This is a genomic window from Sphingobium sp. FW305-3-2-15-F-TSA7 (assembly GCF_058787155.1).
The window spans coordinates 182,782-204,689 of sequence record NZ_JBYSZM010000005.1; the positions used below are offsets into that span (position 1 = coordinate 182,782).

Consider the following 21,908-nt stretch of genomic DNA (forward strand, 5'->3'; position numbering starts at 1 on the left):
TGAAAAGGGGTTTCCAAATGCGCATGATTCTTTCGGGCGGCGTTTCGCTGTTCGCGATGCTGATGGCCGCGCCTGCACTGGCGCAGGATGCGGGCGGCGAGCCGGCCGACGAGATTATCGTCACCGGCCAGCGCGCGCAGCAGGAGCGCTCGATCGAGATCAAGCGCGACGCGATCGCCATCCTCGATGTCGCCGCCGCCGACGAGATCGGCCAGTTGCCCGACCGCAACGTCGCCGAAGTGATCGAACGGCTTCCCGGCGTCGGCGTGCAATATGACCAGGGCGAAGGCCGCTATGTCGCGATCCGCGGCATTCCGTCCGATCTCAACAATTATACCGTGAACGGCTTCGAACTCGGCAATCCCGACGGCAATACCCGCCGGTTGCCGCTCGATGTGGTTTCCGGCCAGTTGCTCAACCGCGTCGAGGTGACCAAGGCCAAGACGGCGGATCTCGACGGGCAGGGGATCGGCGGCACCGTCAATCTCGTCACCCAGACCGCGTTCGACTTTCGCGAGCCCTTCATCGTCAGCGCCACTGCGCAGGTCGGCTACCAGACGCTCAACGACAAGGCGCCGATCCGCGGCGATGTCAGTGTGGGCGGCCGCTTCGGCGCCGACGAGCAGTTCGGCATCCTGGTCGGTGCGGCCTATTCGAAGCGCGATTTCCAGAGCTTCGGCCTTTTCCCCGATGATTGGGCCGAATATCCCGGGGCGAAGCGTGGCGGCATGCCGATCAACACCAAGTTCACCGACTATCAGCTCGAACGCGAGCGGATCGGCGCGGTCGGATCGTTCGACTGGCGGGTGAACGACACCACCCAGCTCTATGTTCGCGGCCTCTACAGCAAGTTCACCGAGAACGAATATCGCCAGCGCTACCGGCTCGACTTCGCGACCGTCGCCCAGCGTGCGGCAGGCACCGTCACGCTCAATCCCGACGGCGTGACCGGTGTTTCCACCGTGACCGAGCAGCGTTCGGACCTGCGCCTGGAATATAAGGAGAAATCGGTGCTGGTCGGTATGCTCGGCGGCAAGACCGAACTCGACGACTGGATTTTCGACTATGGCCTGGCGCGCTCGCACAACCGGGTGATCGAGCCCAACGAGCTGTGGCAGTTCCGCGGCAATCCCGGCACCGTCGATTTCGATTTCTCCGACAGGCTGTTCACCGCGACGCCGCGCACGCCGCTGACCCCGGCCGGGCTCGGTTTCCGCCAATATACAGTGCAGGACGAAAGCGGCGACGAATATATCTGGACCGGCCGGCTCGACGTGACGCGCAAGCTTGCGCTGGGCCAGAACAGCTTCATCAAGCTGGGCGGCAAATATCGCGCGACCGACAAGGATTTCGATTCGAACAACACGGTCTATGCCCGTGGCGCCAATGCCGCGACGCGTTTCACGCTTGGCCAGTTCAATCTCCAGGGTGATCCGGTGACGTCCTATGCGCGTCGGGGGCGGGGATATCTGATCACGCCGACGATCGGCGCCGATGCGATCGCGGCCTTCACGAAGGATCCGGCCAACGCCAAATATTTCGTGCTCGACACCACGACCTCGCTCGCCAATGCGACTTTGCTCGACATCGATCTCGATGAGAATATCGCTTCGGGCTATGTCATGGCCAATCTCGATTTCGGCGCAATCACCGTCACGCCCGGCCTGCGCGTCGAGCGCACCGACCTGACCATCCAGGGCTTCCAGCTCCAGAACGGCACCAGCGTCGTTCCGGTTACCGCTCGCCGCAAATACACCGATTTCCTGCCGAGCCTGATCGTCCGCGTCGAGCCGGCGGAGGATATGGTGCTGCGCTTCGCCTATACGCGCAGCGTCGGACGGCCCAATTATTCGGATCTGACCCCGGGCGGCGCGATTTCGTACGAGGACAATGGCGACGGCACCTTTGACGGCTCGGTGTCGCTCGGCAATGCGCAGCTCAAACCCTATGTGTCCGACGGGCTCGACGCGACCGCCGAATGGTATTTCTCCAAGGGCGGCATGGTATCGGTCGGCGTCTTCGCCAAATTCATCAAGAACCCGGTCTATACCAGCAGCTTCACCTTGCTGAACACGCCCTATGGCGGACGGACCTATGCCATGCTCGGTTTCTCGCAGAAGCAGAATGGCGACAGCGCCGAGATCCTCGGGCTGGAAGCGGCCTATCGTCAGCAATTCGATTTCCTGCCCGGCTTCTGGTCGGGTTTCGGGATCGAGGCGAACGTGACCTTCATCGATTCCGACCTGACCATTCCCGGCCGCACCGATCCCGCGGCGTTCCCCGAGCAGTCCGAACTGCTTTATGGCGCGCAGCTTTTCTACCAGAAGGGGCCGATCGAGGCGTCGATCGCCTATCACCATACCGGCCGTGCGCTGATTTCGCTGGGCGCGAACGCGCTGACCGATCAGCATAATGACGATCTGCGGCGTCTGGATGCCAAGGCGAGCTTCGCGATCACCGAGACTATCAAATTATTCTTCGAAGCGCAGAATCTGACCGACGAGCCGACCCGCCAATATCAAGGCGACCGGCGCGACTGGGTCATCCAGAACGAACGCTATGGCCGGACCTTCTATGCCGGCGCGTCGGTGCGCTTTTGATCGCCGCGGCGTTCCTTTCGCTTGCCGCCATCGCCGCGCCCGAAGCCGGGCAGGGCGTGGCGGCGGGCCCGGCCCATGTCTATGCGATCGACAATGCGGAGATCGGCAAATACGACAAAGGCAGCGGCAAAAGGGTGGCGCATTGGCGCGGCGATCCGGCGCTGTTCCCGCACATCAACAGCTGCGCGGTGGTGAAGGCGGAACTGGTTTGCGCCGCGTCCAACTATCCGGCCGTGCCGATGGCGAGCAGTATCGAGATCTTCGATACGAAGACTTTGCGCCATATCCGCACGCACAGCCTGGGCCGCATGTACGGATCGCTGACCGTGCTCGACTGGCATGATGGCGCCTGGTGGGCGGTGTTCGCCAATTATGACGATCGCGGCGGTGAGCCTGGCCGCGACCATCGTTACACCACATTGGTGAAAATGGATGCCGCATTCCGCCCGCTCGAATCCTGGCTGTTCCCCGATGCCGTTCTGGAGCGCTTCGCGCCCAAAAGCTGTTCGGGCGCGGCCTGGGGCAGTGACGGGCTGCTCTATGTCAGCGGCCATGACCGGCCCGAAATCTATGCGCTGAAGCGTCCCGAGGCCGGTACGCGGCTCGAACTGGTCGCGACCCTGCCGGTGCCCACGCCCGGCCAGGCGATCGACTGGGATCCGGTGCAGCCGCGCACCCTGTGGAGCATCGATCGCAAGGCTGCTCGCATGGTCGCGACGCCGATCCCTGCGGTCCCCCGCTGAGCCCCGCGCGCAGGGGTTGTTGAGCCTTGCTCGCGCCTGTATAGCGCGCTTCGCGCCAGGCGACCGTCACGGGTCGCCTTTTTGCGTTTCTGCCGACCCTCGAGGAGGAGTACCCAAGCAATGACCATCACGCCTCTCATGCCCGTCTATCCGCGGAGTGAGGTGCGTCCGGTCCGAGGCGAGGGGTGCTATCTGATCGGCGAGCGCGGCGAGCGCTATCTCGATTTCGCCAGCGGCATCGCGGTGAACCTGCTGGGCCATGGCCATCCGCATCTGACCAAGGCGATCCAGGATCAGGCGGCGACGCTGATGCACGTCTCCAATCTCTACGGTTCGCCGCAGGGTGAGGCGTTCGCGCAGCGGCTGGTGGAGAACACCTTTGCCGACACCGTCTTCTTCACCAATTCCGGCGCGGAAGCCGTCGAATGCTCGATCAAGACCGCGCGTCGCTATCATCATGTCAACGGCAATAGCCACAAGCATGAGCTGATCACTTTCTCCAACGCCTTTCACGGCCGCACGCTCGGCACGATCAGCGCGACCAACCAGGAGAAGATGCGCGACGGCTTCGAGCCGCTGCTGCCCGGCTTCGCCTATGCCCAGTTCGACGATCTCGAAGGCGCCAAGGCGCTGATGACGGAGAACACCGCCGGCTTCCTGGTCGAGCCGATCCAGGGCGAGGGCGGCATCCGTCCGGCGAGCGACGCCTTCATGCAGGGGCTGCGTCAGCTGTGCGACGAGAATGATCTGATGCTCGTGCTCGACGAGGTCCAGTGCGGCGTCGCGCGCAGCGGCACGCTCTATGCCTATGAACAATATGGCATCGAGCCCGACATCATGGCGACCGCCAAGGGTATCGGCGGCGGTTTCCCGCTCGGCGCCTGCCTGGCGACCGAAAAGGCCGCGGCGGGCATGGTGATCGGCACCCATGGATCGACCTATGGCGGCAATCCGCTGGCCATGGCCGCGGGCCAGGCGGTGTTCGACGTGATCCTGGAGCCGGGTTTCCTCGATCGCGTCAACCAGATGGGCGACCGGCTGGTCCAGGCGCTCGAGCAGTTCATTCCCAATCATGACGATCTGTTCGAAGGCGTGCGCGGTCGCGGGCTGATGCTCGGGCTTAAGATGAAGGTCGACAGCCGCGCCTTCGTCGCGCATCTCCGCAAGCACGGGCTGCTGACCGTGGCGGCGGGCGACAATGTTGTCCGCGTCCTGCCGCCTTTGGTGCTCGAAGAGGCGCATATCGCGGAATTCGTCGAGAAGCTGTCGCTCGGCGCATCCACCTATGGATCACCCGTCGAATGACCCGGCATTTCCTCGATCTCGCCGATGCGGGCGGAGACGCCGTCGCCGCGATGCTGGCCAATGCGCTCGACCGCAAGGCCGCGCGCAAGGGCTGGGCAAAGGGGCGGCCCGACATCGATGCGCCGCTCGCGGGTCATGTGCTCGGCATGATCTTCGAGAAGAATTCGACGCGGACCCGCGTTTCGTTCGACATGGCGATCCGCCAATTGGGCGGCACCAGCATCGTGATGGATGCGGGCACGACGCAGCTCGGCCGCGGTGAGACCGTGGCCGACACCGCGCGCGTGCTCAGTCGCTATGTCGACGCGATCATGATCCGCACCGACGATCACGGCAAAATCCGCGAAATGGCGGATCATGCCAGCGTGCCCGTGATCAACGGGCTCACCGACGTGTCGCATCCTTGTCAGGTGGTGGCGGACCTGCTGACCGTGATCGAGCATGGCAAGGCGCTGCCCGGCTCGAAATGGGCCTGGCTCGGCGACGGCAACAATGTGCTGCACTCGATCGTCGAAGCGGCGGGGTTGCTCAAATTCTCGGTCGCGATCGGCTGCCCCGCCGGCTATGATCCCGATGACGGCTATGTGAAGGCGGCGCGTGCGCGCGGTGCCGATATCCGCATTTTCCGCGATGCACGTGCGGCGGCGGCGGATGCCGACGTCGTCGTCACCGACACCTGGATCTCGATGGGCCAGTCGCACGCCGAAGAGAAGCTTGCGGCGATGATGCCCTATCAGGTGACGAGCGAGCTGATGGCGCATGCGCGATCCGATGCGCTGTTCCTCCATTGCCTGCCCGCGCATCGTGGCGAGGAAGTGGTCGATGCGGTGATCGACGGCCCGCGCTCGGTGATCTGGGACGAGGCGGAGAACCGGCTGCACGCGCAGAAGTCCGTCCTGCTCTGGGCGCTGGGCCGGATCGGTTGAACCGCGCCGCCTGAGCCCTATCTTCGTCCTTCCCGCCCGCGCGGGAAGGACATCAGAAGCGAGATCATGACCGCCAACATCGATACCCTGCTCGGTTTCACCATTCCTGGCCATCATGCGCGCGGGCGGCTGGTGCGGATCGGGCCGGTGCTCGACCAGATCCTGGCCGCGCATGGCTATCCGCCTGCGATCGAGAAGGTGCTGGCGGAGGCGCTGGCGCTGACCGCGCTGCTGGGCTCGACGCTCAAGGACGATGCCGGGCAGATGACACTGCAGGCGCAGACCGAAAATGGCGTGATCGACCTGCTGGTCTGCGATTATCGTGGCGGCGAGCTGCGTGGCTATGTGAAGTTCGATGCGGAGCGGCTTGCCGAGATTCCCGCCGACCCGGCGCTCTTCGCGCTGTTCGGCAAGGGCTATCTCGCCATCACCTTCGATCAGGCGGTGTCGGGCGAACGCTATCAGGGCATCGTGCCGCTCGAAGGTGCGTCGCTGGCGGATGCGGCGGAGAGCTATTTCTGCCAGTCCGAGCAGATTCCGACGCTCGTCCGCTTCGCGACCGCGCAGGGCGGGGTCGACGGCTGTCGCGCCGGCGGCCTGCTGCTCCAGCATCTGCCCGAGGGCGAGCAGGGGCGCGAGCGGCTGCATACCCGGCTCGACCATCCGGCATGGGAACATGTCCGCATGCTCGGCGAGACGATCCGGGGCGACGAACTGACCGATCCGGCGCTGCCGCTTGAGACTTTGGTCTGGCGCCTGTTCAACGAAGAGGATGAAGTCCGGCTGCTGGCGGAGGCGCCCCTGATCAAGGGATGCCGCTGCGATCCGGCGCATATCCGCGACGTGATCGGTCGTTTTCCCGCCGATGAGCGCCGCGACATGGCCGGAGACGACGGCATGATCAGCGTCGATTGCGCCTTTTGCGCGCGCGTCTTCCCGATTCCGCTCGAGGCGGTGGAGGGCTGACGGGGCTTGCAGCCGCGTTTGCCGACATTATGTGATGTCCGTAACGATTCGCCGCATCTGGGTTCGCAGCGGTGATGGTTGTACTGTTCCGGTGAGGGAAACAGAAGATGCGTGCGACCCGTTCTCGATCCATTTACGCCGCTGCCATTCTGCTCGTCGGACTGCTCGCCGGGAGTGCGGCACCCGCCGGCCAGGCTGAACGCGCCCCCGATTTGCCGGCGTTGCGCGGCGTCGAGCGGGGGATGTGGGAATTGCGTGCGCGGGGATCGACCGCGGCTCCACGCAAGCTGTGCGTCGCCGATCCGTCGATGCTGGTCCAGATCCAGCATGGTGCCGGTGTTTGTTCGCGCTTCGTGATCGACAGCCAGCCCAATCGCGCGACCGTGCATTACACCTGTCCGGGCGCAGGCCATGGCCGGACGACCATTCGTGTCGAAACCAGCCGTATCCTCCAGATCGAATCGCAGGGCATTGCGAGCAATGCCCCGTTCAACGTCACCTATGAGGCGCGCCATGCCGGTGCCTGCCGCTGAGAGTGTGTTTGAGCAAGCCGGTGCCGCCGGAAAGCGCTCTTCCACGCCTTTTCGAACAAACTCCTAGGCTTAATCGGATATTCACGCTTGTCGGCTAGAAGGAACCGGTGCCGGGTTCGGCACGCTTTCCTCCCTAGCAGGCTGTATAGCCTAACTGGGCCGCTCCGAAACCGGACGCGGCCCGTTTGTTATGGCACGAAGGATTGCCAGCCGGCTTGCCAGCGCAGCGCCGAGCGCGTAGCGCGCGGCCATCATGGCGAGTGATGAAATCCAGGGCGTTCGACGCGCGGTTGTCCTGCTGTCCGGCGGGCTCGATTCGATGGTCTGCGCGGGCCTCGCGCGTGAGGCGGGCTTCAGCGTGCTCGCGCTCACCATCAACTATAATCAGCGTCACCTGGTCGAGTTGGCCGCGGCACGGCGCATCGCGCATGAGGTCGGCGCCGAGCGGCACGTCGTCCTGCCGCTCGATCTGCGCAGCTTCGGCGGGTCGGCGCTGACCGACGATATCGCGGTGCCGCATGACGGTGTGGAGGACGGTATTCCCGTCACCTATGTTCCGGCGCGCAACACGATCTTCCTGTCGGTCGCGCTTGGCTGGGCGGAGGCGGCGGGTGCGCGCGACATCTTTGTCGGCGTGAATGCGCTCGACTATTCGGGCTATCCCGATTGCCGGCCCGAATTCATCGCGGCGTTCGAAAGCCTGGCCGAAGTCGCGACCAAGGCGGGCGTCGAAGGTGCGCCATTCCGCATCCATGCGCCGCTTCAGCATCTCGGCAAGGCCGAGATCGCGCGCGAAGCCTATCGGCTCGGGCTCGATACAGGGCTTGCCTGGTCCTGTTACGATCCCACGCCCCAGGGCCAGCCCTGCGGGACGTGCGACAGCTGCCGGCTGCGTGCGAAGGGCTTTGCCGAAGCGGGGCTGGTCGATCACGGCGCCCCTGTGGCCGATCGATGAGCTATGCCGTCAAGGAGATGTTCCTGACGCTCCAGGGCGAGGGGCGTCAGGTCGGCCGCCGCGCGGTCTTCCTGCGTTTTGCCGGCTGCAATCTCTGGACGGGGCGCGAGCAGGACCGCGCCGACGCGATCTGTCGTTTCTGCGACACCGATTTTGTCGGCATGGATGGCACCGACGGCGGACGCTACCCCGATGCGACGACGCTTGCCGCCAGGGCCGGCGCGCTATGGGGCATGGACAAGGCGCGGGCTTATATCGTGTGTACCGGCGGGGAGCCTTTGCTGCAGCTCGACGCGGCGCTGATCGAGGCGTTGCACGCCGAAGGGTTCGAGGTTGCGGTCGAGACCAATGGCACGATCGCGGCACCGGCCGGGCTCGACTGGATCTGCGTCAGTCCTAAGGCCGGATCGCAGGTCGTCCAGCGCTCCGGCGACGAACTGAAACTGGTCTGGCCGCAGCCGGGCAGCGATGTCGAGGCCATGGAAAGCTGGGATTTCCGTCACCTGCTCGTCCAGCCCATGGACGATGCGCGGGGCGAGGAGAATGTGCGCGCCGCGATCGATTTCGCAATGGCGCGCCCCAGATGGTGTCTCTCGCTCCAGACTCACAAACCGCTCGGCCTGCGTTGATCCTGCCTCCGGCCGCCCGCGGTCAGGAAAGTCCGGGGCAGTTCTTCTTGAGCAGATTCTTCTTGTCCCAGCATTTCGGATCATATGTCACGCGCTTCGCCTGATAGGGCGGCATCAGGAAGCGTGAGAATTGCTGCTCGCCCATCGGGATCATGCTGTTGCGCAACTCGCGCATGCGCTTCGCGGCGAGATCGCCCATGCCGTTGTTCGGCGCGAACAGCGCGGCACGACCGACGCGGCTGGCGGTCAGGCAGAAGCCGAGCTGCCCCTGCACCGTCGAGAAGCCGAGATAGGTGCGCGTGCCATATTGGTCGATCGCGGTCTGTGCCGCCTTTGCGGTCTTGTTGGTCCGTTTGAAATAGCTGTTGAGCGTGTTGTAGGCCTTGGTGAATTCGGCGGCGCGATCCCGGATCAGATAATTATACTGGTTGAGCGTCAGCAGCGAAGGTTCGAACTGGCATTGCAGTGCCGCGACGTTGAGCGCGGCGCGCAGGCTCCATACCAGGCCGGCATGGAGTTCCTCCGGCTTGGCGCCGGGCAGGGGGGATAGCACGCCGGCCTCTGTGCCGGTCACCGGCGCACCGCTGAAATCGGGGGACTTCAGGAAGATCTGCGCATTGGCGATACCCCCCGTCGCCATGAATCCGGCGGCTGCCAGTGCACCCGCTACGATGTTACGCACACTCTTCATGATCGTGTTCAATGCCTTCCGCTCCGCACAATTCCTAAGGATTAGGTGAATCGGGCTCAAGCGGGAAGCACCTTTTCGTCGTGTCGTTCACACGACCGGTCGTATGGGGCGTGGAGAGCCCCAAAGAAAAAGGCCGCCCGGTGTCCCGGACGGCCCTTTCCTGTCGATATTCCCCTTTGCAGGGGATCTCGATCGCCAGCGATCAGGAAGCGCTGCTCGTGGCGTTGGTCGCATTGGCATCGACCGCGTTGTCGGCAGCCATGTTCGCGGCATTGCCCATCGCGGCGTCGGTATTGGTCATCATGTCGTTGGTCGTGCCGTCCATCGTCGCGTCTTCGGCATTCATTTCCTCGACATTGGCGGTCGCGGTGTTCTCGGCGGGCTGGCTGCTGCCGCAGGCCGCGACGAGAAGCGCCGCGCCGGCCACAGCGGAACCGGTCATCAGCTTCGAGATCATGTCACGCATTTGAAACTCCCTAGTTGCAAGGATCTGGCTGGCCTCTGGCCTTCTCCCAATCCATCACCCAGCGTAAACACAAACTTGATGGGCCTCAACCCTGTCTTTGTGCACCGCACATCGACGACAGGAAGTGCTGGAAATTTTGCTCCAGCGCGGCGTCGAGCGCCGCCATGCCCTTGTCGACGCCGAGTTGCGCAAGGCTGGTGACCGCAAAATCGGCAAGACCGCAGGGCACGATTCCGCCGAAATGCGACAGGTCCGGATCGACGTTCACCGAAAAGCCGTGCATCGTCACCCAACGGCGAACCCGCACGCCGATGGCGCCGACCTTCGCTTCCTGCCCCCGATCGTCGGTCCAGATACCGATCCGGCCTTCGGCGCGTCGTGCCGAGACGCCGAGCCCGGCGAGTGCATCGATCACCCAGCCTTCGAGCGCGTGGACGAAGCAGCGCACGTCGCGTCCGCGCTTGCTCAGGTCGAGCACGAGATAGCCGATGCGCTGGCCTGGGCCGTGATAGGTATAGCGCCCGCCGCGACCCGCCGGATAGACGGGGAAGCGCGGGTCGATCAGCTCGATCGGATCGGCGCTGGTGCCGGCGGTATAGAGCGGCGGATGCTCGAGCAGCCAGACCAGCTCGCGCGCTTCGCCCGCGGCGACCGCGGCGGCGCGCGCTTCCATCTCCGCAAGCGTTTGCGGGTAGGCGACAGGCGCATCGCTGACGCGCCATTCAATGTCTTCATGATCACTCATGCGTGCCATGTGCGCGTCCCGTGCCATCGCTTCAAGCCCGCTCATGACGCGCATATCTTCGCGACCCTTTGCCGGCGCGTCGTGCAGGTGAAAAACCGGTTCCCACTTTTCGGGGAAGCGCTCTAGAAGAGCCGCCGCAAAGGAGACCGGATGCCGAATCTATCGATCAGTCGCGCGTGGAGCCAGAGCACGGCGTTCGTCGCGCGCGAGGCGGCGCTGCTCATGCCGGTCGCGTTCGCGTTCGTCGGCTTGCCGAGCGTGATCCTGGGGCAGTTTGCGCCCACGATGGCCCCCGAGCAAACGCCGGAAGCCGGGCTGTGGATGCTCGCAATCATTCCGATGATGATCCTGTCGATCCTGGGCGGGGTGACGCTCAACAATCTGGTCCTGCGCCCGGGGATCAGCGTGGGCGAGGCGATCAGGGCGGCGCTGCCGCGGATAGTGCCGCTGATCGGCGCCGCGCTGCTGCTGATGCTGGCGGGCTTGGTCGCCAGCGTGCCGGTGCTCATGCTGGCCGCGGTGCTCAGCGGCGGCAACGTCATGGCGGGGGCCGGAATCGCCCTGCTGCTGCTGTTTCCGCTGTTCATGCTGGTCGGTGTGCGGCTGATTTTCATGAATCCGGTGGCGGCGATGGAGCCGGCCGGTCCTGTCGCAATCATTTCCCGAAGCTGGCAACTCACCCGCGGTCAGTTCTTCAAGCTGTTCGCGATGCTGGTCGCCTTCGTCGTCCTGCTGCTCGTCGCGAGCATCGCGGCGTCGGCGATCTTCGGCATCCTCGTGACGGTCACGATCGGCAACCCCGCCGAGGAGCCGATCGCGAAACTGATCCTCGAACTTGTCAGCGCGGTGCTGAGCACGGTCTTCTCGGTCTATCTCTCGACGATGATCGCGCATCTCTATGCGCAGCTGTCGGCCGATCGGGGGTAGGGCGGGGCCCGGAGCCGTGGCCTCTTATCTTGATCCTGCTGCAACCGCTCATCGCAAGATGGGCGGATCAAACCCTTAGCCGTCGATCAGCGGAACGTGTGGCGCCGCTTCGCGCGGTAAATGGCCGGCCAGCCGCGGATCGGCGAAGGTTTCGACGAAGCGGGCAAAGGGGGTGAAGCCCTGCCGCTGATAGAAGCCGAGCGCGCCGGGATGGTCGAGCGTGCAGGTATGCACCCAGACGCGTTCGACACCCTTGCGCCAGCCCAGCGCCATGGCGTGCGCCATCAGCCAGCGGCCATGGCCTTGCCCGGCAAGCTCGGGCACCAGGCCGAAAAAGCCGATCTCGCACTGACCCGACACGCGAAAGTCGAGCTCCAATATGCCGACCTCGATGCCGCGCGCGTCGAGCACCGCATAGATTTCGTCGAGCGGGTCGTGGATGATCGCCTCGAGTTGCGCGTCGGGCATGATCAGCCGCGAGAACCACAGCCAGGGCTCACCGACCCGGCGGAAGAGCTGACGATATTTTGCAGTGCCGGGGGCATGCCAGCGCTCCAGCCTCAGCGGGGCAGGGGGCAGGGGGCGTGCGGACGGCCGCGCCGCCATTTCGAGCGAGGTGACGACCGCGGCGACTTGGCCGCGGGGCACCGGCAGGAGCCCCGCCGTCGTCATTCCCAGCTCGCCATCGGGGGCAGGCTCATCAGGATCGCGTCGACATTGCCGCCGGTCTTGAGTCCGAACAGCGTGCCGCGATCATAGACCAGGTTGAATTCGGCATAGCGGCCGCGCCAGGCAAGCTGGCGGGCGCGGTCCTCCGCAGTCCATTCGCTGCCCATGCGCCGGCGCACGATCTGCGGGTAGATGTCGAGGAATGCCTCGCCGACATCGCGGGTAAAGGCGAAGTGCGAATCGAAATCGCCCTCGAGATGATCGTAGAAGATGCCGCCCACGCCGCGATGGACGCCACGATGGGGGATATAGAAATACTCGTCCGCCCATTGCTTGAAGCGCGGATAGTGCGCCGCGTCATGCGCATCGCAGGCGGCCTTCAGCCGGGCATGGAAGTCCGTCGTATCCGAATCATAGGGAATTGGCGGGTTGAGATCCGCGCCGCCGCCGAACCAGCGCTTGGTCGTCGCGAGGAAGCGGGTGTTCATATGGACGGCGGGCACATGCGGATTTGCCATATGGGCGACCAGGCTGATGCCGGTCGCGAAGAAACGGGGGTCCTCCGCGGCGCCATGGATGGTCTTGGCGAATTCGCCCTCGAATGCGCCGCCGACGGTGGAGACGTTCACGCCTACCTTTTCGAAGATCTTGCCCTTCATCACGCCGCGCACGCCGCCGCCACCCGGGCTGCCGTCGGGATCGGCGCGGTCCCAGGCGAGATAGTCGAAATGGGCATCGCTGCCCGCCTCGCGTTCGATTGCCTCGAATGCGGCGCAGATCCGGTCACGCAGGCTCTCGAACCAGTCGCGTGCCGCCTGCTGCTCGGTATCGAGTTCGATCATTCCGGCATTCCTCCTGTCTGCCTCAGCGCTTCGGTGAGCGCGATGCCAGCCGACATGCCGACATTCAAGGATCGAAAGCCGGGGCAAAGCGGGATGCGGACCCGCAATTCGGCAACGTCATGCACCATATCGGGCACGCCGGCGCTTTCCGATCCCATCAGCAATATGTCGTCGGGCGTGAATACCGCTTGGTGGAGCGGCACCGCGCCGCGGGTCGTCAGCAATGCGATGCGGCCGCTGCGCCGGGCGTCGAATGCGGCCCAGTCGGTATGGCGCGTCACTTCGGCGGCTGCGGCATAGTCCATGCCGGCGCGGGCGAGCCTTTTGTCCGAAAAGGCGAAGCCACAGGGCTCGATGATGTCGACGGGCACGCCGTAACAGGCGGCCAGACGCAGCACGGCGCCCACATTTCCGGCGATCTCGGGCTGGTAGAGAGCAATTCGCATGCCGCGCCCATAGAGCGGATTCGCGCCGTGGGGAAACACCCGCCAAGTGCGAAATCGTGGCTCCGGAAAAGTCCCGCGCATGGGGTCACCGCAATCCTGTCAAATTGCAGTTGGCAAAACCGCCGTCACTTGGCTATCAGGCCGGCGATCCGCCCCGGACCAAGGGCGGAAATGAGGGGCTTGGTCCAGTCTTGTCGCCTAGGCGCGGCCGATCCCCTGCATATCGATTCGAACCGCAAGGGCAGGTGAATGGCTACGCTGGAACAGACCGCCCCGAGCGAGACCGACCCCTCCGAAGAGGGTGTGCGCCGCCGGGACTTCATCAATATCGCGGCGGTCAGTTTCGCCGGAGTCGGCGCGGCTACCGTCGTTCTGCCGCTGATCAATCAAATGAATCCTTCGGCGGACGTGCTCGCGCTCGCGTCGATCGAGCAGGATGTCGCGGCGATCCAGCCGGGGCAGGCGATCAAGACGATCTTCCGCAAGCAGCCATTGTTCATCCGCCATCTGACCCCACAGGAGATTGCGGCGGCCGATGCGGTGCCGGTGGATTCGCTGCGCGATCCGCAGACGCTGGCCGAACGCACCAAGGTCGGCAAGCAGCAATGGCTGATCACCATGGGCGTCTGCACCCATCTGGGCTGCGTTCCGCTGGGGGCGGCCGAGGGTGAGGCCCGTGGCGAGTTCGGCGGCTATTTCTGCCCCTGCCACGGCTCGCACTACGATACGGCCGCGCGCATCCGCAAAGGCCCGGCGCCGAAGAACCTCGAAGTGCCGGAATATGAATTCACGTCGGACACGCTGGTCCGGATCGGGTGAGGTAGACACAGATGAGCTTTCCCTGGGCTGCGCAATATGCGCCGAAGCACCCGTTCATGCGCTATCTCGACGAGAAGCTGCCTTTGCCGCGCCTCGTCTATAATGCGGTCGGCGCCGGTTATCCGGTTCCGCGGAACCTGAACTATTTCTGGAATTTCGGTGTCCTCGCGGGCGCCGCGCTCGCGATCCAGATCATCACCGGCATCGTCCTCGCCATGCATTATGCGGCGAACGGCGGGGTCGCGTTCGATTCGGTCGAGCACATCATGCGCGACGTCAATGCCGGCTGGCTGCTGCGTTATGCGCACGCCAACGGCGCCTCGATGTTCTTCATCGTCGTCTATATCCACATGTTCCGCGGCCTTTATTACGGATCGTACAAGGCGCCGCGTGAGATGGTCTGGCTGCTCGGCCTCGTCATCTTCCTGCTGATGATGGCTACCGCCTTCATGGGCTATGTCCTTCCCTGGGGTCAGATGAGCTTCTGGGGCGCCAAGGTGATCACCGGCCTGTTCGGCGCGATCCCGCTGGTCGGCGAGCCGATCCAGACCTGGCTGCTCGGCGGCTTCGCCCCCGACAATGCCGCGCTCAACCGCTTCTTCTCGCTCCACTATCTGCTGCCCTTCGTGATCGCCGCCGTCATCGTGCTGCACATCTGGGCGCTGCACATTCCGGGTTCGTCCAACCCGACCGGTGTGGAAGTGAAGGGGCCGCAGGATACGGTGCCGTTCCATCCCTATTATACGGCGAAGGACGGTTTCGGGCTTGGCGTCTTCCTGATCGCCTTCGCGATCCTGCTCTTCTATGCGCCCAACTATCTGGGCCATGCCGACAATTACATCCCCGCGAACCCGCTCTCGACCCCCGCGCACATCGTGCCCGAATGGTATTTCTGGCCGTTCTACGCGATCCTGCGCGCCTTCACGGTGGACTTCATCCTGCCGGCGAAGCTGTGGGGCGTGCTCGCCATGTTCTCGGCGATCCTGCTGCTCTTCTTCCTGCCCTGGCTCGACAAGTCCTCGGTGCGTTCGGCCAATTACCGGCCGCTCTACCGCAAGTTCTTCTGGTTCGGTCTGATCCCCTGCGTGCTCGTGCTTGGCTATTGCGGCGGCGCACCGGCGGCAGAGCCCTATGTGATGATCTCGCAGGTGATGGCGGCTTATTATTTCGCGCATTTCCTGATCATCCTGCCGATCGTGTCGAAGATCGAGCGGCCGCTGCCGCTGCCCAACTCGATCACCGAAGCCGTGCTGGCAGGCAAGGACGGCGCAACGCTCTCGACCAACGCTGCCACCGCGCAGCCGGCCGAATAAGGGGTTAGAACAACATGGTCCGTCCTATCGGTTTCCTGGTCGGTCTCGGCTTTGTCGGCGTCCTGCTGTGGTCGCTGCTCTGGGGTGCAATCGCTTTCGTCAGCGAGCCCCCCGCCAAGACCGTGGAGCACGAGTTCCACCTGACCCCCAAGGAAGTGTCCTTCTCGTTCGAAGGGCCGTTCGGCAAATATGACCGGGGGCAGCTCCAGCGCGGCTTCCAGGTCTATAAGGAGGTCTGCGCGGCCTGCCACTCGCTGCGCCTCGTCGCCTTCCGCGATCTGGAGGGCATTGGCTTCACCGAAGGCCAGACCAAGACGATCGCGTCCGAATGGGCGATCGAGACGCCGAGCATCAATCCGGAGACCGGCGAGCCGGCGACGCGCAAGTCGATTCCGGCCGACCGCTTCCCGTCGCCGTTCGCCAACGAGGTTGCGGCGCGTGCCGCCAATGCCGGCGCGCTGCCGCCCGATCTGTCGCTGATGACCAAGGCGCGTCATGACGGCCCCGCCTATGTCTATTCGCTGCTGACCGGCTTCCAGAATCAGCCCGCGGAATTGCTCAAGCATTTCCCCGACGCGAAGACGCCCGACACGCTGCACTTCAATCCGTATTTCGCGAACCTCAACATCGCGATGGCGCCGCCGATCACCGGCGACGGGCAGGTCAGCTATTCGGACGGCACCAAGGCCAGCGTCGATCAGATGGCGAAGGACGTCGCGGCGTTCCTCACCTGGACGGCTGAGCCCAAGCTGGAGAATCGCCACAGCGTCGGTCTGGGCGTGATCATCTTCCTGCTCTGCTTCACCGTTCTGACCTGGATGGCGTACCAGAATATCTGGCGCGACAAGAAGGGCGCGCACTGAGCGATCCGATGAGCGCCAACAGCGAAGCCAATGCGGACCTGAAGGCGCTCATCCGGACCATTCCGGACTTTCCACAGCCCGGAATCCAGTTTCGCGACATCACCGCCTTGCTGCTCGACGGTCCCGGCTTTGCCGAGACCGTCGATCGGCTGGCGGTGTTGGCGCGTCGGATGGCGCCCGATCTGATCGCCTGTGTCGAGGCGCGAGGATTCCTGTTCGGTGCGGCGCTGGCGAAGGAGCTCAAGCTGGGCGTCCTGCCCATCCGCAAGCGCGGCAAGCTGCCGGGCCATACGGTGGGCGTCGACTATGCGCTCGAATATGGCACCGACCGGCTCGAGATGCATGCCCATGACCTGATCCCGCCCAGGCGGGTGCTGATCGTCGATGATCTCATCGCCACCGGCGGTACCGTGATGGCCACCGCCGAACTCATCCGCATCCAGGGCGGCGAAGTGGCCGGCGCGTTGTTCGTGGTGGACCTGCCGGAATTGGGCGGTGCCGATCGCCTGAGACAGGCTGGTATCGCCGTAGAGAGCCTGATCGCCTTCGAGGGGCACTGACGCCGGTCAGCTCTCCGCTGGTCGCCGGCGGATGAGTGCGGTGTTCTCGTAGCTCATCACCTTTTCGTCATCCTGATTGTAGATGGTGAGCCGCGAGCGAAAGGTGCCGCGATCGGGCTTGCTGCGCGACGCGGTCTTTTCCAGCATCTCGCTTTCGCAGCGCAGGACATCGCCCGGATAGACCGGTTTCCACCAGCGCAGATTGTCGATGCCGATGCCGCCGAGTCCGGCCTGCTGGTTTGCGGTAAGATTTTCGACGATCATCGCCATGGACATGGCGGCGGTGTGCCAGCCGCTTGCAGCGATCCGCCCGAAATAGGTCTTTGCCGCCGCCTCGTCGGAGAGGTGGAAGGGTTGAGGATCGAACTTCTTCGCAAAGTCGATCACCGCGTCACGGGTCACTTCGTAGTGCCCGAAACGCGCTATCGCCCCGACCTCGAGATCCTCGAAATATTGCATCATCACCTCCGCGAACGCATTCCTTCAAGCTGACGCTTCCGGAAACGTCAATTGCCGTTCGTCCGAAGGATCGGTCGCAACGTCTCCGGATTGCCGTCATTGGGAAGGGCGCGCACGCCGATCAGCGAAATCAGCATCGGGTAGAGATCGACATTGTCGAATTTCGCGGGAATTGCCCCTTCGCGGCGAAAGGCCGGGCCGTTGACCAGGAACAGCGCGGTCATTTCCGGATCGTCCGGATCATAGCCATGATCGCCCTTGTTGGTCGGCGGCGCACCGGGCATCACTTCGCCACCCGGTTTGGCGAGGCACAGAAAGGCGGCGACGCGCGGATTTTTGCCATAGTGAAAACGCGCCGGGACGTCGGCCTTGCGCCAGCACTCCATGTCCGGATTGGGCACGAGCAGCGCGCGGGCGACCACCGCATCCTGGCCCGGCATCGCGTCGATCGTCGCAAAGGGGCCATAGCTGACCAGCCGGTAGCTGCCCGCCGGCAGCAATGTCTCGATCAGCACCGTGCGCTCGGGCTGGATGGCGCGCATGCCATGGTCGGAGACGATGACCAGATTTGCCGGCTGTCCGAGCGCGTCCAGCTCTGACTTGAGGTCGCCGATCAGTGCATCGATCTGCCGTACGGCCGCGACCGTCGCATCGCCGCGCGGCCCCTGCTTGTGGCTGGTCTTGTCGACCAGGTCGAAATAGAGCGTGACGAATGCGGGGCGGATGGCGGCGGGGCGGCGCATCCAGTCGATGACCGTCCGCACGCGCTGCGCTTCGGTGAAATTGGGATCGAACCGCGCCCAGTCGCTGGGGCGAATCCCGTCATGTGCCGCTTCCTCGCCCGGCCAGAACATCGTCCCCGTACGAACCCCGTTCTTCTCGGCGGTGATCCAGATCGGCTCGGCCTCCGCCCACCAGAAGGGATCGGAGGCTTCGAGCTCCTTGCTGTAGAAGCGTTCCTTGCGGCGCGGATCGAACAGGATGTTGGCGACGATCCCATGACGATCGGGCCTGAGCCCGGTGACCAGCGTATAATGATTGGGGAAGGTCAGCGTCGGAAAGCTCGGACGCATCGTCGCCTTCGTCCCGCTCTTGGCCAGGGCGTCGAGCACCGGGGTATCGCCGCGCGCCAGATAGTCGGGGCTGAAGGCGTCGATCGAGATCAGGATCGTGACTGGGCGACGCTGCTCGACGACGACGGTGGCCGCGGGCGGTGAAGTGGTCGCGCAGGCGGTGAGCGCGGCGACGGTGAAAAGGGCGGGCAGCAAACGAAGCACGACGATCTCCAGTGGCCATCCTTTGCTACAGGACAATGACGTATTGGCCACCCTTGCTGGACATGGGCGAAGGTCTGCGGTGTTGCGTGCCCACGCGATCGGGACTGGCCGGTCAGGCAGTGGTCGGGTTTTTCCCGCGATCGGGGGCAGGCGGGTTGCCGTCACCGACCAGCCAGGGGGCAAGAAGAAGCTGCACCGCCCGGCGCATGGCCTCGATATCGAGATCGGGGATGAGCCGGCTGTACGACAGGCCTTGCCAGATCAGCGCCACGGCGTCGACGAACGTGTCGATATTCAGGTCTTTCGACAGTCGGCCTGCCGCCACGGCTGATTCGGCTGCATTGCGCATCACGTCGATCAGGCGATCGGAAAGCCCCGCCACGCGTGTGTCGGCGGCGGCGAGCCGCTGAAAATAGCATTCGAGTTCGATGCGGACGGCGGGGGTCAATCCGTAGGACAGGCGACCCTGCTCGGCCTTCACATGAACGTCGAAGATCTGCGAAACCAGATCGCCGCCGTCGAGCATATGTTCGACCGAGTTGATGACGGTCTCGCGATTGTGCAGCAGCACCGCTTCGAGCACCGCATCCTTGTTCTCGAAATAATAATAGAGATGGCCGGAACGCATGCCGGCTTCGCGGCAGATGTCGTTGATGCTGGTCTTGGCCACGCCGCTCCGCGCAAGGCAGCGCGTCGCTGCCTCGATGATCTGCACCCGCCGGGCCTCGGTGTTCGACTCGTCAACTTCGCGCATCCCCGCCTCCTGCAGTTGCCATAGGGCGATCGATCCCCGGACGGAACGGATTCCACTGTCCGAAAATCCCGCCAGTCCAAATACATATTTTCCAATCAGGACCATTTTCTACGACGATCCTGATCAGGCTTGACAAGCCAAGCCTAGCGGCATTTATATAGTTTGATCAACCAACCTAAAAAAGAATCGACCGATCAACCGTCGAAAATGGGGAGTGTGACATGAAGAGACTGGGGCTTGGCTCGACATCGATGATCGCCTGGCTGTGCTGCGCGGCGGCGCCCGCATCGGCGCAGACCGGAGCCTCCGCGCCGGTCGCCAATGACGGCGATATCATCGTCACCGCCAATCGCCGTGCGGAGACTGTCCAGGACGTACCGAGCGCGATCACGGCGATCTCGCAGGAACAGATCGAGGCGCGCGGAATCGACGGCTTCGAGGGTTTTGCCCGATCGGTGCCCGGTCTCACCATGAATCAGGCGACGAAGAACCGGGCAGTTTTCAACATCCGCGGCATCGCCACCAGCGTGACGGGCGGCAACACGCAGGATCCGGTGGCGGTCTATGTCAACGACACGCCCGTCACCGATACGTTCGGCGCGGCGGCCCAGCCCGATCTGCGCCTGTTCGACGTGGAGCGGATCGAGGTGCTGCGCGGGCCGCAGGGCACCTTGTTCGGTTCCGGTTCGCTCGGCGGCACGATCCGGATCATCACCAACAAGCCGGATGCCACGCGGTTCGAGGCGGCGGGGCGCGTCGATCTCGGCGTGACCAAGGGCGGGGCGTTCCGCCAGCGCTATGATGCGATGGTCAACATGCCGTTGGCTGCCGACACGCTCGCCTTGCGCGTCGTCGGCTATTATCGCGACGAACAGGGATGGGTGAAGAACGCCGCGCTTGGTACGCGCAACGACGCGATCGACTGGGGCGGCCGCGTCGCGCTGCGCTGGACCCCGAGCGATACGCTCGCGATCAAGGCCGAGATTTTCCATCAGGACAGCGATCCCGAAGACGCCGATGGCTGGAATCCGGCGCTCGGCAGATTCAAGCGGTCCTCGTCGGTCGCGGAAGGGCGCCCGAACCGGATCACCAATTATAATCTGTCGATCGACTATGAGATTGCCGATTTCGCGACGCTGACTTCGTCCACCACCTATCAGCAAAGCAAGACTGCGCTGATCTCGGATCTCGGCGATCTGTTCGGTCTCGGCCTTCCCGTCGTCTCCCGAAACGATCCGTGGAATTCACGCTTCTTCGTTCAGGAGGGGCGGCTGGTATCGAACACGGAATCGCCGTTCCAATGGGTGCTCGGCGGCTTCTACATCAAACGCAGGACGGGCGTTCCCAATTATCTGATCGAGGTGGTCGGCCTCGACGATCTGTTCGGCGGCGCGATCGGCAGCGATGCCTATTTCGATACCGACATCACCACCCGGTCGAGTGAATTGGCGGGATATGCCGATGCCAGCTACGAGATCGTCGACGGGCTGAAGCTGCGCGGCGGCGCGCGCGTGTTCCGCACGACCGCCAGCTATGACGAGAAGAACCGGCGCGTGCTGGACTTCGCGACCTTCACCTATTTCGATCCGGTCAGTTTCAGGAACCGCGGGTCGGGGACCAACACCACCTGGCGCACCGGCATCTCCTACGAGCCCGACCGGAACCTGCTGTTCTACGCTAATGTCAGCAAGGGTTTCCGGATCGGGCAGGTGAATGCCAATCGCGGGCCGAGCCAGATCGATCCCGGCGATTATGTGATCCCCGAAGGCTATGAGCCGGATTCGACGATCAATTACGAGATCGGCACCAAGACGAGCTGGCTGGACGGCGCGCTGACGCTCAACCTCACGGGCTTCTACATCGACTGGACGAATATCCAGATCGACGGGCAGCGCATCTCGGATCGACGCAGCTTCATCGCCAATGCTGGCAAGGCGAGCGTTCGGGGCATCGAATTCGAAATGGCCGCACGGCCGGCCAGGGGCTTCAACGTCTATGGCAATGTCACGATCCAGGACGGCAAGATCGACAGCGTGCCGACCAACATCATCGTACCCGCGGCCAAGGGCGATACATTACCCGGCCTCGCCAAGTGGAAATTGTCCGGCGGCTTCGAATATCGCTGGGATATGGGCGGCAGCAATCAGGCCTATGTGCGGGTCGACGGCCAGTTCACCGACAGCTCACCCAATGCGTTCGCCAATCGCGGACTGAATCCGCTCTTCGCCATCAATGACGACTATTCGTCGCTCGATGCCGCGATCGGCCTCGACACGTCCTGGGGCAGCGTCGCCATTTATGGCGAGAATCTGACCGACAATGACGCCGTCATCCTGAAGACGCCCAGTTCGCCCAATCCCTATGTGACGTTGCGGCCGCTGACTGCCGGTCTGCGCGTGACGGTTCGTCGCTGAGATGTG

The 21,908-nt window shown here is 64.0% G+C and carries 23 protein-coding genes; 14 read left to right on the forward strand and 9 right to left on the reverse strand.

Annotation, left to right across the window (positions count from 1 at the left end; translation table 11 throughout):
- Positions 1-17 precede the first annotated feature (17 nt).
- The 8 genes from AC3WN8_RS05505 to queE all read left to right on the forward strand — a co-directional run bounded on the left by AC3WN8_RS05505 (position 18) and on the right by queE (position 8,657).
- Positions 18-2,600, forward strand: a complete 2,583-nt coding sequence (locus tag AC3WN8_RS05505; protein ID WP_492668381.1) for a TonB-dependent receptor — start codon at positions 18-20, stop codon at positions 2,598-2,600.
- Positions 2,597-3,343 carry a hypothetical protein gene (locus tag AC3WN8_RS05510; RefSeq protein WP_492668382.1) on the forward strand — a complete coding sequence of 249 codons (747 nt, stop codon included), beginning with the start codon at positions 2,597-2,599 and terminating at the stop codon, positions 3,341-3,343. Before AC3WN8_RS05505 ends, AC3WN8_RS05510 begins: the two co-directional genes overlap by 4 nt.
- Before the next feature lie 120 nt (positions 3,344-3,463).
- Complete coding sequence (locus tag AC3WN8_RS05515; RefSeq protein ID WP_492668383.1) at positions 3,464-4,648, forward strand: aspartate aminotransferase family protein; 1,185 nt, start codon at positions 3,464-3,466, stop codon at positions 4,646-4,648.
- Entirely contained in the window at positions 4,645-5,574 is a 930-nt protein-coding gene (gene argF, locus AC3WN8_RS05520) for an ornithine carbamoyltransferase (protein WP_492668384.1), read from the forward strand. Before AC3WN8_RS05515 ends, argF begins: the two co-directional genes overlap by 4 nt.
- A gap of 66 nt (positions 5,575-5,640) precedes the next feature.
- A complete protein-coding gene (locus AC3WN8_RS05525; RefSeq protein WP_492668385.1) occupies positions 5,641-6,540 on the forward strand; it encodes an Hsp33 family molecular chaperone HslO in 900 nt (299 codons plus the stop codon).
- 107 nt (positions 6,541-6,647) lie between these two features.
- A complete protein-coding gene (locus tag AC3WN8_RS05530) occupies positions 6,648-7,073 on the forward strand; it encodes a DUF3617 domain-containing protein (protein WP_492668386.1) in 426 nt (141 codons plus the stop codon).
- A gap of 253 nt (positions 7,074-7,326) precedes the next feature.
- A complete protein-coding gene (queC, locus tag AC3WN8_RS05535) occupies positions 7,327-8,028 on the forward strand; it encodes a 7-cyano-7-deazaguanine synthase QueC (RefSeq protein WP_492668387.1) in 702 nt (233 codons plus the stop codon).
- The gene (gene queE, locus AC3WN8_RS05540; RefSeq protein WP_492668388.1) at positions 8,025-8,657 is read left to right on the forward strand and encodes a 7-carboxy-7-deazaguanine synthase; all 633 of its coding nucleotides are present in this window, start codon (positions 8,025-8,027) and stop codon (positions 8,655-8,657) included. Before queC ends, queE begins: the two co-directional genes overlap by 4 nt.
- A gap of 22 nt (positions 8,658-8,679) precedes the next feature.
- Here queE and AC3WN8_RS05545 read toward each other — a convergent pair whose 3' ends face one another.
- From AC3WN8_RS05545 to lipB, 3 genes are all read right to left on the reverse strand, one after another.
- The gene (locus AC3WN8_RS05545) at positions 8,680-9,348 is read right to left on the reverse strand and encodes a hypothetical protein (protein WP_492668389.1); all 669 of its coding nucleotides are present in this window, start codon (positions 9,346-9,348) and stop codon (positions 8,680-8,682) included.
- 202 nt (positions 9,349-9,550) lie between these two features.
- Positions 9,551-9,814, reverse strand: coding sequence for a hypothetical protein (locus tag AC3WN8_RS05550; protein ID WP_492668390.1), 264 nt, complete (start codon positions 9,812-9,814; stop codon positions 9,551-9,553).
- Between the two features lie 85 nt (positions 9,815-9,899).
- Positions 9,900-10,568 carry a lipoyl(octanoyl) transferase LipB gene (gene lipB / locus AC3WN8_RS05555; protein ID WP_492668391.1) on the reverse strand — a complete coding sequence of 223 codons (669 nt, stop codon included), beginning with the start codon at positions 10,566-10,568 and terminating at the stop codon, positions 9,900-9,902.
- A gap of 141 nt (positions 10,569-10,709) precedes the next feature.
- On the opposite strand from lipB, the gene AC3WN8_RS05560 reads away from it, so the two are divergent.
- Positions 10,710-11,486, forward strand: a complete 777-nt coding sequence (locus tag AC3WN8_RS05560; RefSeq protein WP_492668392.1) for a DUF7847 domain-containing protein — start codon at positions 10,710-10,712, stop codon at positions 11,484-11,486.
- A 75-nt stretch (positions 11,487-11,561) separates the two neighbouring features.
- On the opposite strand, the gene AC3WN8_RS05565 is transcribed toward AC3WN8_RS05560, so the two are convergent.
- From AC3WN8_RS05565 to AC3WN8_RS05575, 3 genes are read right to left on the reverse strand one after another with little or no spacing between them, the layout of a single operon-like run.
- Positions 11,562-12,158 (reverse strand): GNAT family N-acetyltransferase, encoded by a 597-nt coding sequence (locus AC3WN8_RS05565; RefSeq protein ID WP_492668393.1) that lies wholly within the window; start codon positions 12,156-12,158, stop codon positions 11,562-11,564.
- Positions 12,155-12,997, reverse strand: a complete 843-nt coding sequence (gene hemF / locus AC3WN8_RS05570) for an oxygen-dependent coproporphyrinogen oxidase (RefSeq protein WP_492668394.1) — start codon at positions 12,995-12,997, stop codon at positions 12,155-12,157. The genes AC3WN8_RS05565 and hemF overlap by 4 nt, the downstream gene beginning before the upstream one ends.
- Positions 12,994-13,443: a tRNA (cytidine(34)-2'-O)-methyltransferase gene (locus AC3WN8_RS05575; RefSeq protein WP_492668395.1), complete on the reverse strand. Its 450-nt coding sequence runs from the start codon at positions 13,441-13,443 to the stop codon at positions 12,994-12,996. Before AC3WN8_RS05575 ends, hemF begins: the two co-directional genes overlap by 4 nt.
- 249 nt (positions 13,444-13,692) lie before the next feature.
- On the opposite strand from AC3WN8_RS05575, the gene petA reads away from it, so the two are divergent.
- The 4 genes from petA to AC3WN8_RS05595 are packed head-to-tail and all read left to right on the forward strand — an operon-like array spanning position 13,693 to position 16,998.
- Positions 13,693-14,262, forward strand: a complete 570-nt coding sequence (gene petA, locus AC3WN8_RS05580; protein WP_492668396.1) for a ubiquinol-cytochrome c reductase iron-sulfur subunit — start codon at positions 13,693-13,695, stop codon at positions 14,260-14,262.
- Between the two features lie 11 nt (positions 14,263-14,273).
- On the forward strand, positions 14,274-15,575 hold the full coding sequence (locus tag AC3WN8_RS05585; RefSeq protein WP_492668397.1) for a cytochrome b: 1,302 nt from the start codon (positions 14,274-14,276) through the stop codon (positions 15,573-15,575).
- Between the two features lie 14 nt (positions 15,576-15,589).
- Positions 15,590-16,438: a cytochrome c1 gene (locus tag AC3WN8_RS05590; RefSeq protein WP_492668398.1), complete on the forward strand. Its 849-nt coding sequence runs from the start codon at positions 15,590-15,592 to the stop codon at positions 16,436-16,438.
- Between the two features lie 8 nt (positions 16,439-16,446).
- On the forward strand, positions 16,447-16,998 hold the full coding sequence (locus tag AC3WN8_RS05595; protein WP_492668399.1) for an adenine phosphoribosyltransferase: 552 nt from the start codon (positions 16,447-16,449) through the stop codon (positions 16,996-16,998).
- A 6-nt stretch (positions 16,999-17,004) separates the two neighbouring features.
- On the opposite strand, the gene AC3WN8_RS05600 is transcribed toward AC3WN8_RS05595, so the two are convergent.
- The 3 genes from AC3WN8_RS05600 to AC3WN8_RS05610 form a co-directional block, all read right to left on the reverse strand.
- The gene (locus tag AC3WN8_RS05600; RefSeq protein ID WP_492668400.1) at positions 17,005-17,457 is read right to left on the reverse strand and encodes a MaoC family dehydratase; all 453 of its coding nucleotides are present in this window, start codon (positions 17,455-17,457) and stop codon (positions 17,005-17,007) included.
- A 47-nt stretch (positions 17,458-17,504) separates the two neighbouring features.
- Positions 17,505-18,734 carry an alkaline phosphatase family protein gene (locus AC3WN8_RS05605; RefSeq protein ID WP_492668401.1) on the reverse strand — a complete coding sequence of 410 codons (1,230 nt, stop codon included), beginning with the start codon at positions 18,732-18,734 and terminating at the stop codon, positions 17,505-17,507.
- Positions 18,735-18,846: 112 nt separating this feature from the next.
- The gene (locus tag AC3WN8_RS05610; protein ID WP_492668402.1) at positions 18,847-19,488 is read right to left on the reverse strand and encodes a TetR/AcrR family transcriptional regulator; all 642 of its coding nucleotides are present in this window, start codon (positions 19,486-19,488) and stop codon (positions 18,847-18,849) included.
- A 221-nt stretch (positions 19,489-19,709) separates the two neighbouring features.
- On the opposite strand from AC3WN8_RS05610, the gene AC3WN8_RS05615 reads away from it, so the two are divergent.
- Positions 19,710-21,902 (forward strand): TonB-dependent receptor, encoded by a 2,193-nt coding sequence (locus AC3WN8_RS05615; RefSeq protein ID WP_492668403.1) that lies wholly within the window; start codon positions 19,710-19,712, stop codon positions 21,900-21,902.
- The last annotated feature ends 6 nt before the right edge of the window (positions 21,903-21,908 follow it).

Bases quoted from the DNA above. Each gene is read 5' to 3' on its own strand.
- AC3WN8_RS05505 (WP_492668381.1), top strand. From the start codon at position 18: ATGCGCATGATTCTTTCGGGCGGCGTTTCGCTGTTCGCGATGCTGATG.
- AC3WN8_RS05515 (WP_492668383.1), top strand. From the start codon at position 3,464: ATGACCATCACGCCTCTCATGCCCGTCTATCCGCGGAGTGAGGTGCGT.
- argF (WP_492668384.1), top strand. From the start codon at position 4,645: ATGACCCGGCATTTCCTCGATCTCGCCGATGCGGGCGGAGACGCCGTC.
- AC3WN8_RS05525 (WP_492668385.1), top strand. From the start codon at position 5,641: ATGACCGCCAACATCGATACCCTGCTCGGTTTCACCATTCCTGGCCAT.
- AC3WN8_RS05530 (WP_492668386.1), top strand. From the start codon at position 6,648: ATGCGTGCGACCCGTTCTCGATCCATTTACGCCGCTGCCATTCTGCTC.
- queC (WP_492668387.1), top strand. From the start codon at position 7,327: ATGGCGAGTGATGAAATCCAGGGCGTTCGACGCGCGGTTGTCCTGCTG.
- queE (WP_492668388.1), top strand. From the start codon at position 8,025: ATGAGCTATGCCGTCAAGGAGATGTTCCTGACGCTCCAGGGCGAGGGG.
- AC3WN8_RS05545 (WP_492668389.1), bottom strand. From the start codon at position 9,348: ATGAAGAGTGTGCGTAACATCGTAGCGGGTGCACTGGCAGCCGCCGGA.
- AC3WN8_RS05550 (WP_492668390.1), bottom strand. From the start codon at position 9,814: ATGCGTGACATGATCTCGAAGCTGATGACCGGTTCCGCTGTGGCCGGC.
- lipB (WP_492668391.1), bottom strand. From the start codon at position 10,568: ATGGCACGCATGAGTGATCATGAAGACATTGAATGGCGCGTCAGCGAT.
- AC3WN8_RS05560 (WP_492668392.1), top strand. From the start codon at position 10,710: ATGCCGAATCTATCGATCAGTCGCGCGTGGAGCCAGAGCACGGCGTTC.
- AC3WN8_RS05565 (WP_492668393.1), bottom strand. From the start codon at position 12,158: ATGACGACGGCGGGGCTCCTGCCGGTGCCCCGCGGCCAAGTCGCCGCG.
- hemF (WP_492668394.1), bottom strand. From the start codon at position 12,997: ATGATCGAACTCGATACCGAGCAGCAGGCGGCACGCGACTGGTTCGAG.
- AC3WN8_RS05575 (WP_492668395.1), bottom strand. From the start codon at position 13,443: ATGCGAATTGCTCTCTACCAGCCCGAGATCGCCGGAAATGTGGGCGCC.
- petA (WP_492668396.1), top strand. From the start codon at position 13,693: ATGGCTACGCTGGAACAGACCGCCCCGAGCGAGACCGACCCCTCCGAA.
- AC3WN8_RS05585 (WP_492668397.1), top strand. From the start codon at position 14,274: ATGAGCTTTCCCTGGGCTGCGCAATATGCGCCGAAGCACCCGTTCATG.
- AC3WN8_RS05590 (WP_492668398.1), top strand. From the start codon at position 15,590: ATGGTCCGTCCTATCGGTTTCCTGGTCGGTCTCGGCTTTGTCGGCGTC.
- AC3WN8_RS05595 (WP_492668399.1), top strand. From the start codon at position 16,447: ATGAGCGCCAACAGCGAAGCCAATGCGGACCTGAAGGCGCTCATCCGG.
- AC3WN8_RS05600 (WP_492668400.1), bottom strand. From the start codon at position 17,457: ATGCAATATTTCGAGGATCTCGAGGTCGGGGCGATAGCGCGTTTCGGG.
- AC3WN8_RS05610 (WP_492668402.1), bottom strand. From the start codon at position 19,488: ATGCGCGAAGTTGACGAGTCGAACACCGAGGCCCGGCGGGTGCAGATC.
- AC3WN8_RS05615 (WP_492668403.1), top strand. From the start codon at position 19,710: ATGAAGAGACTGGGGCTTGGCTCGACATCGATGATCGCCTGGCTGTGC.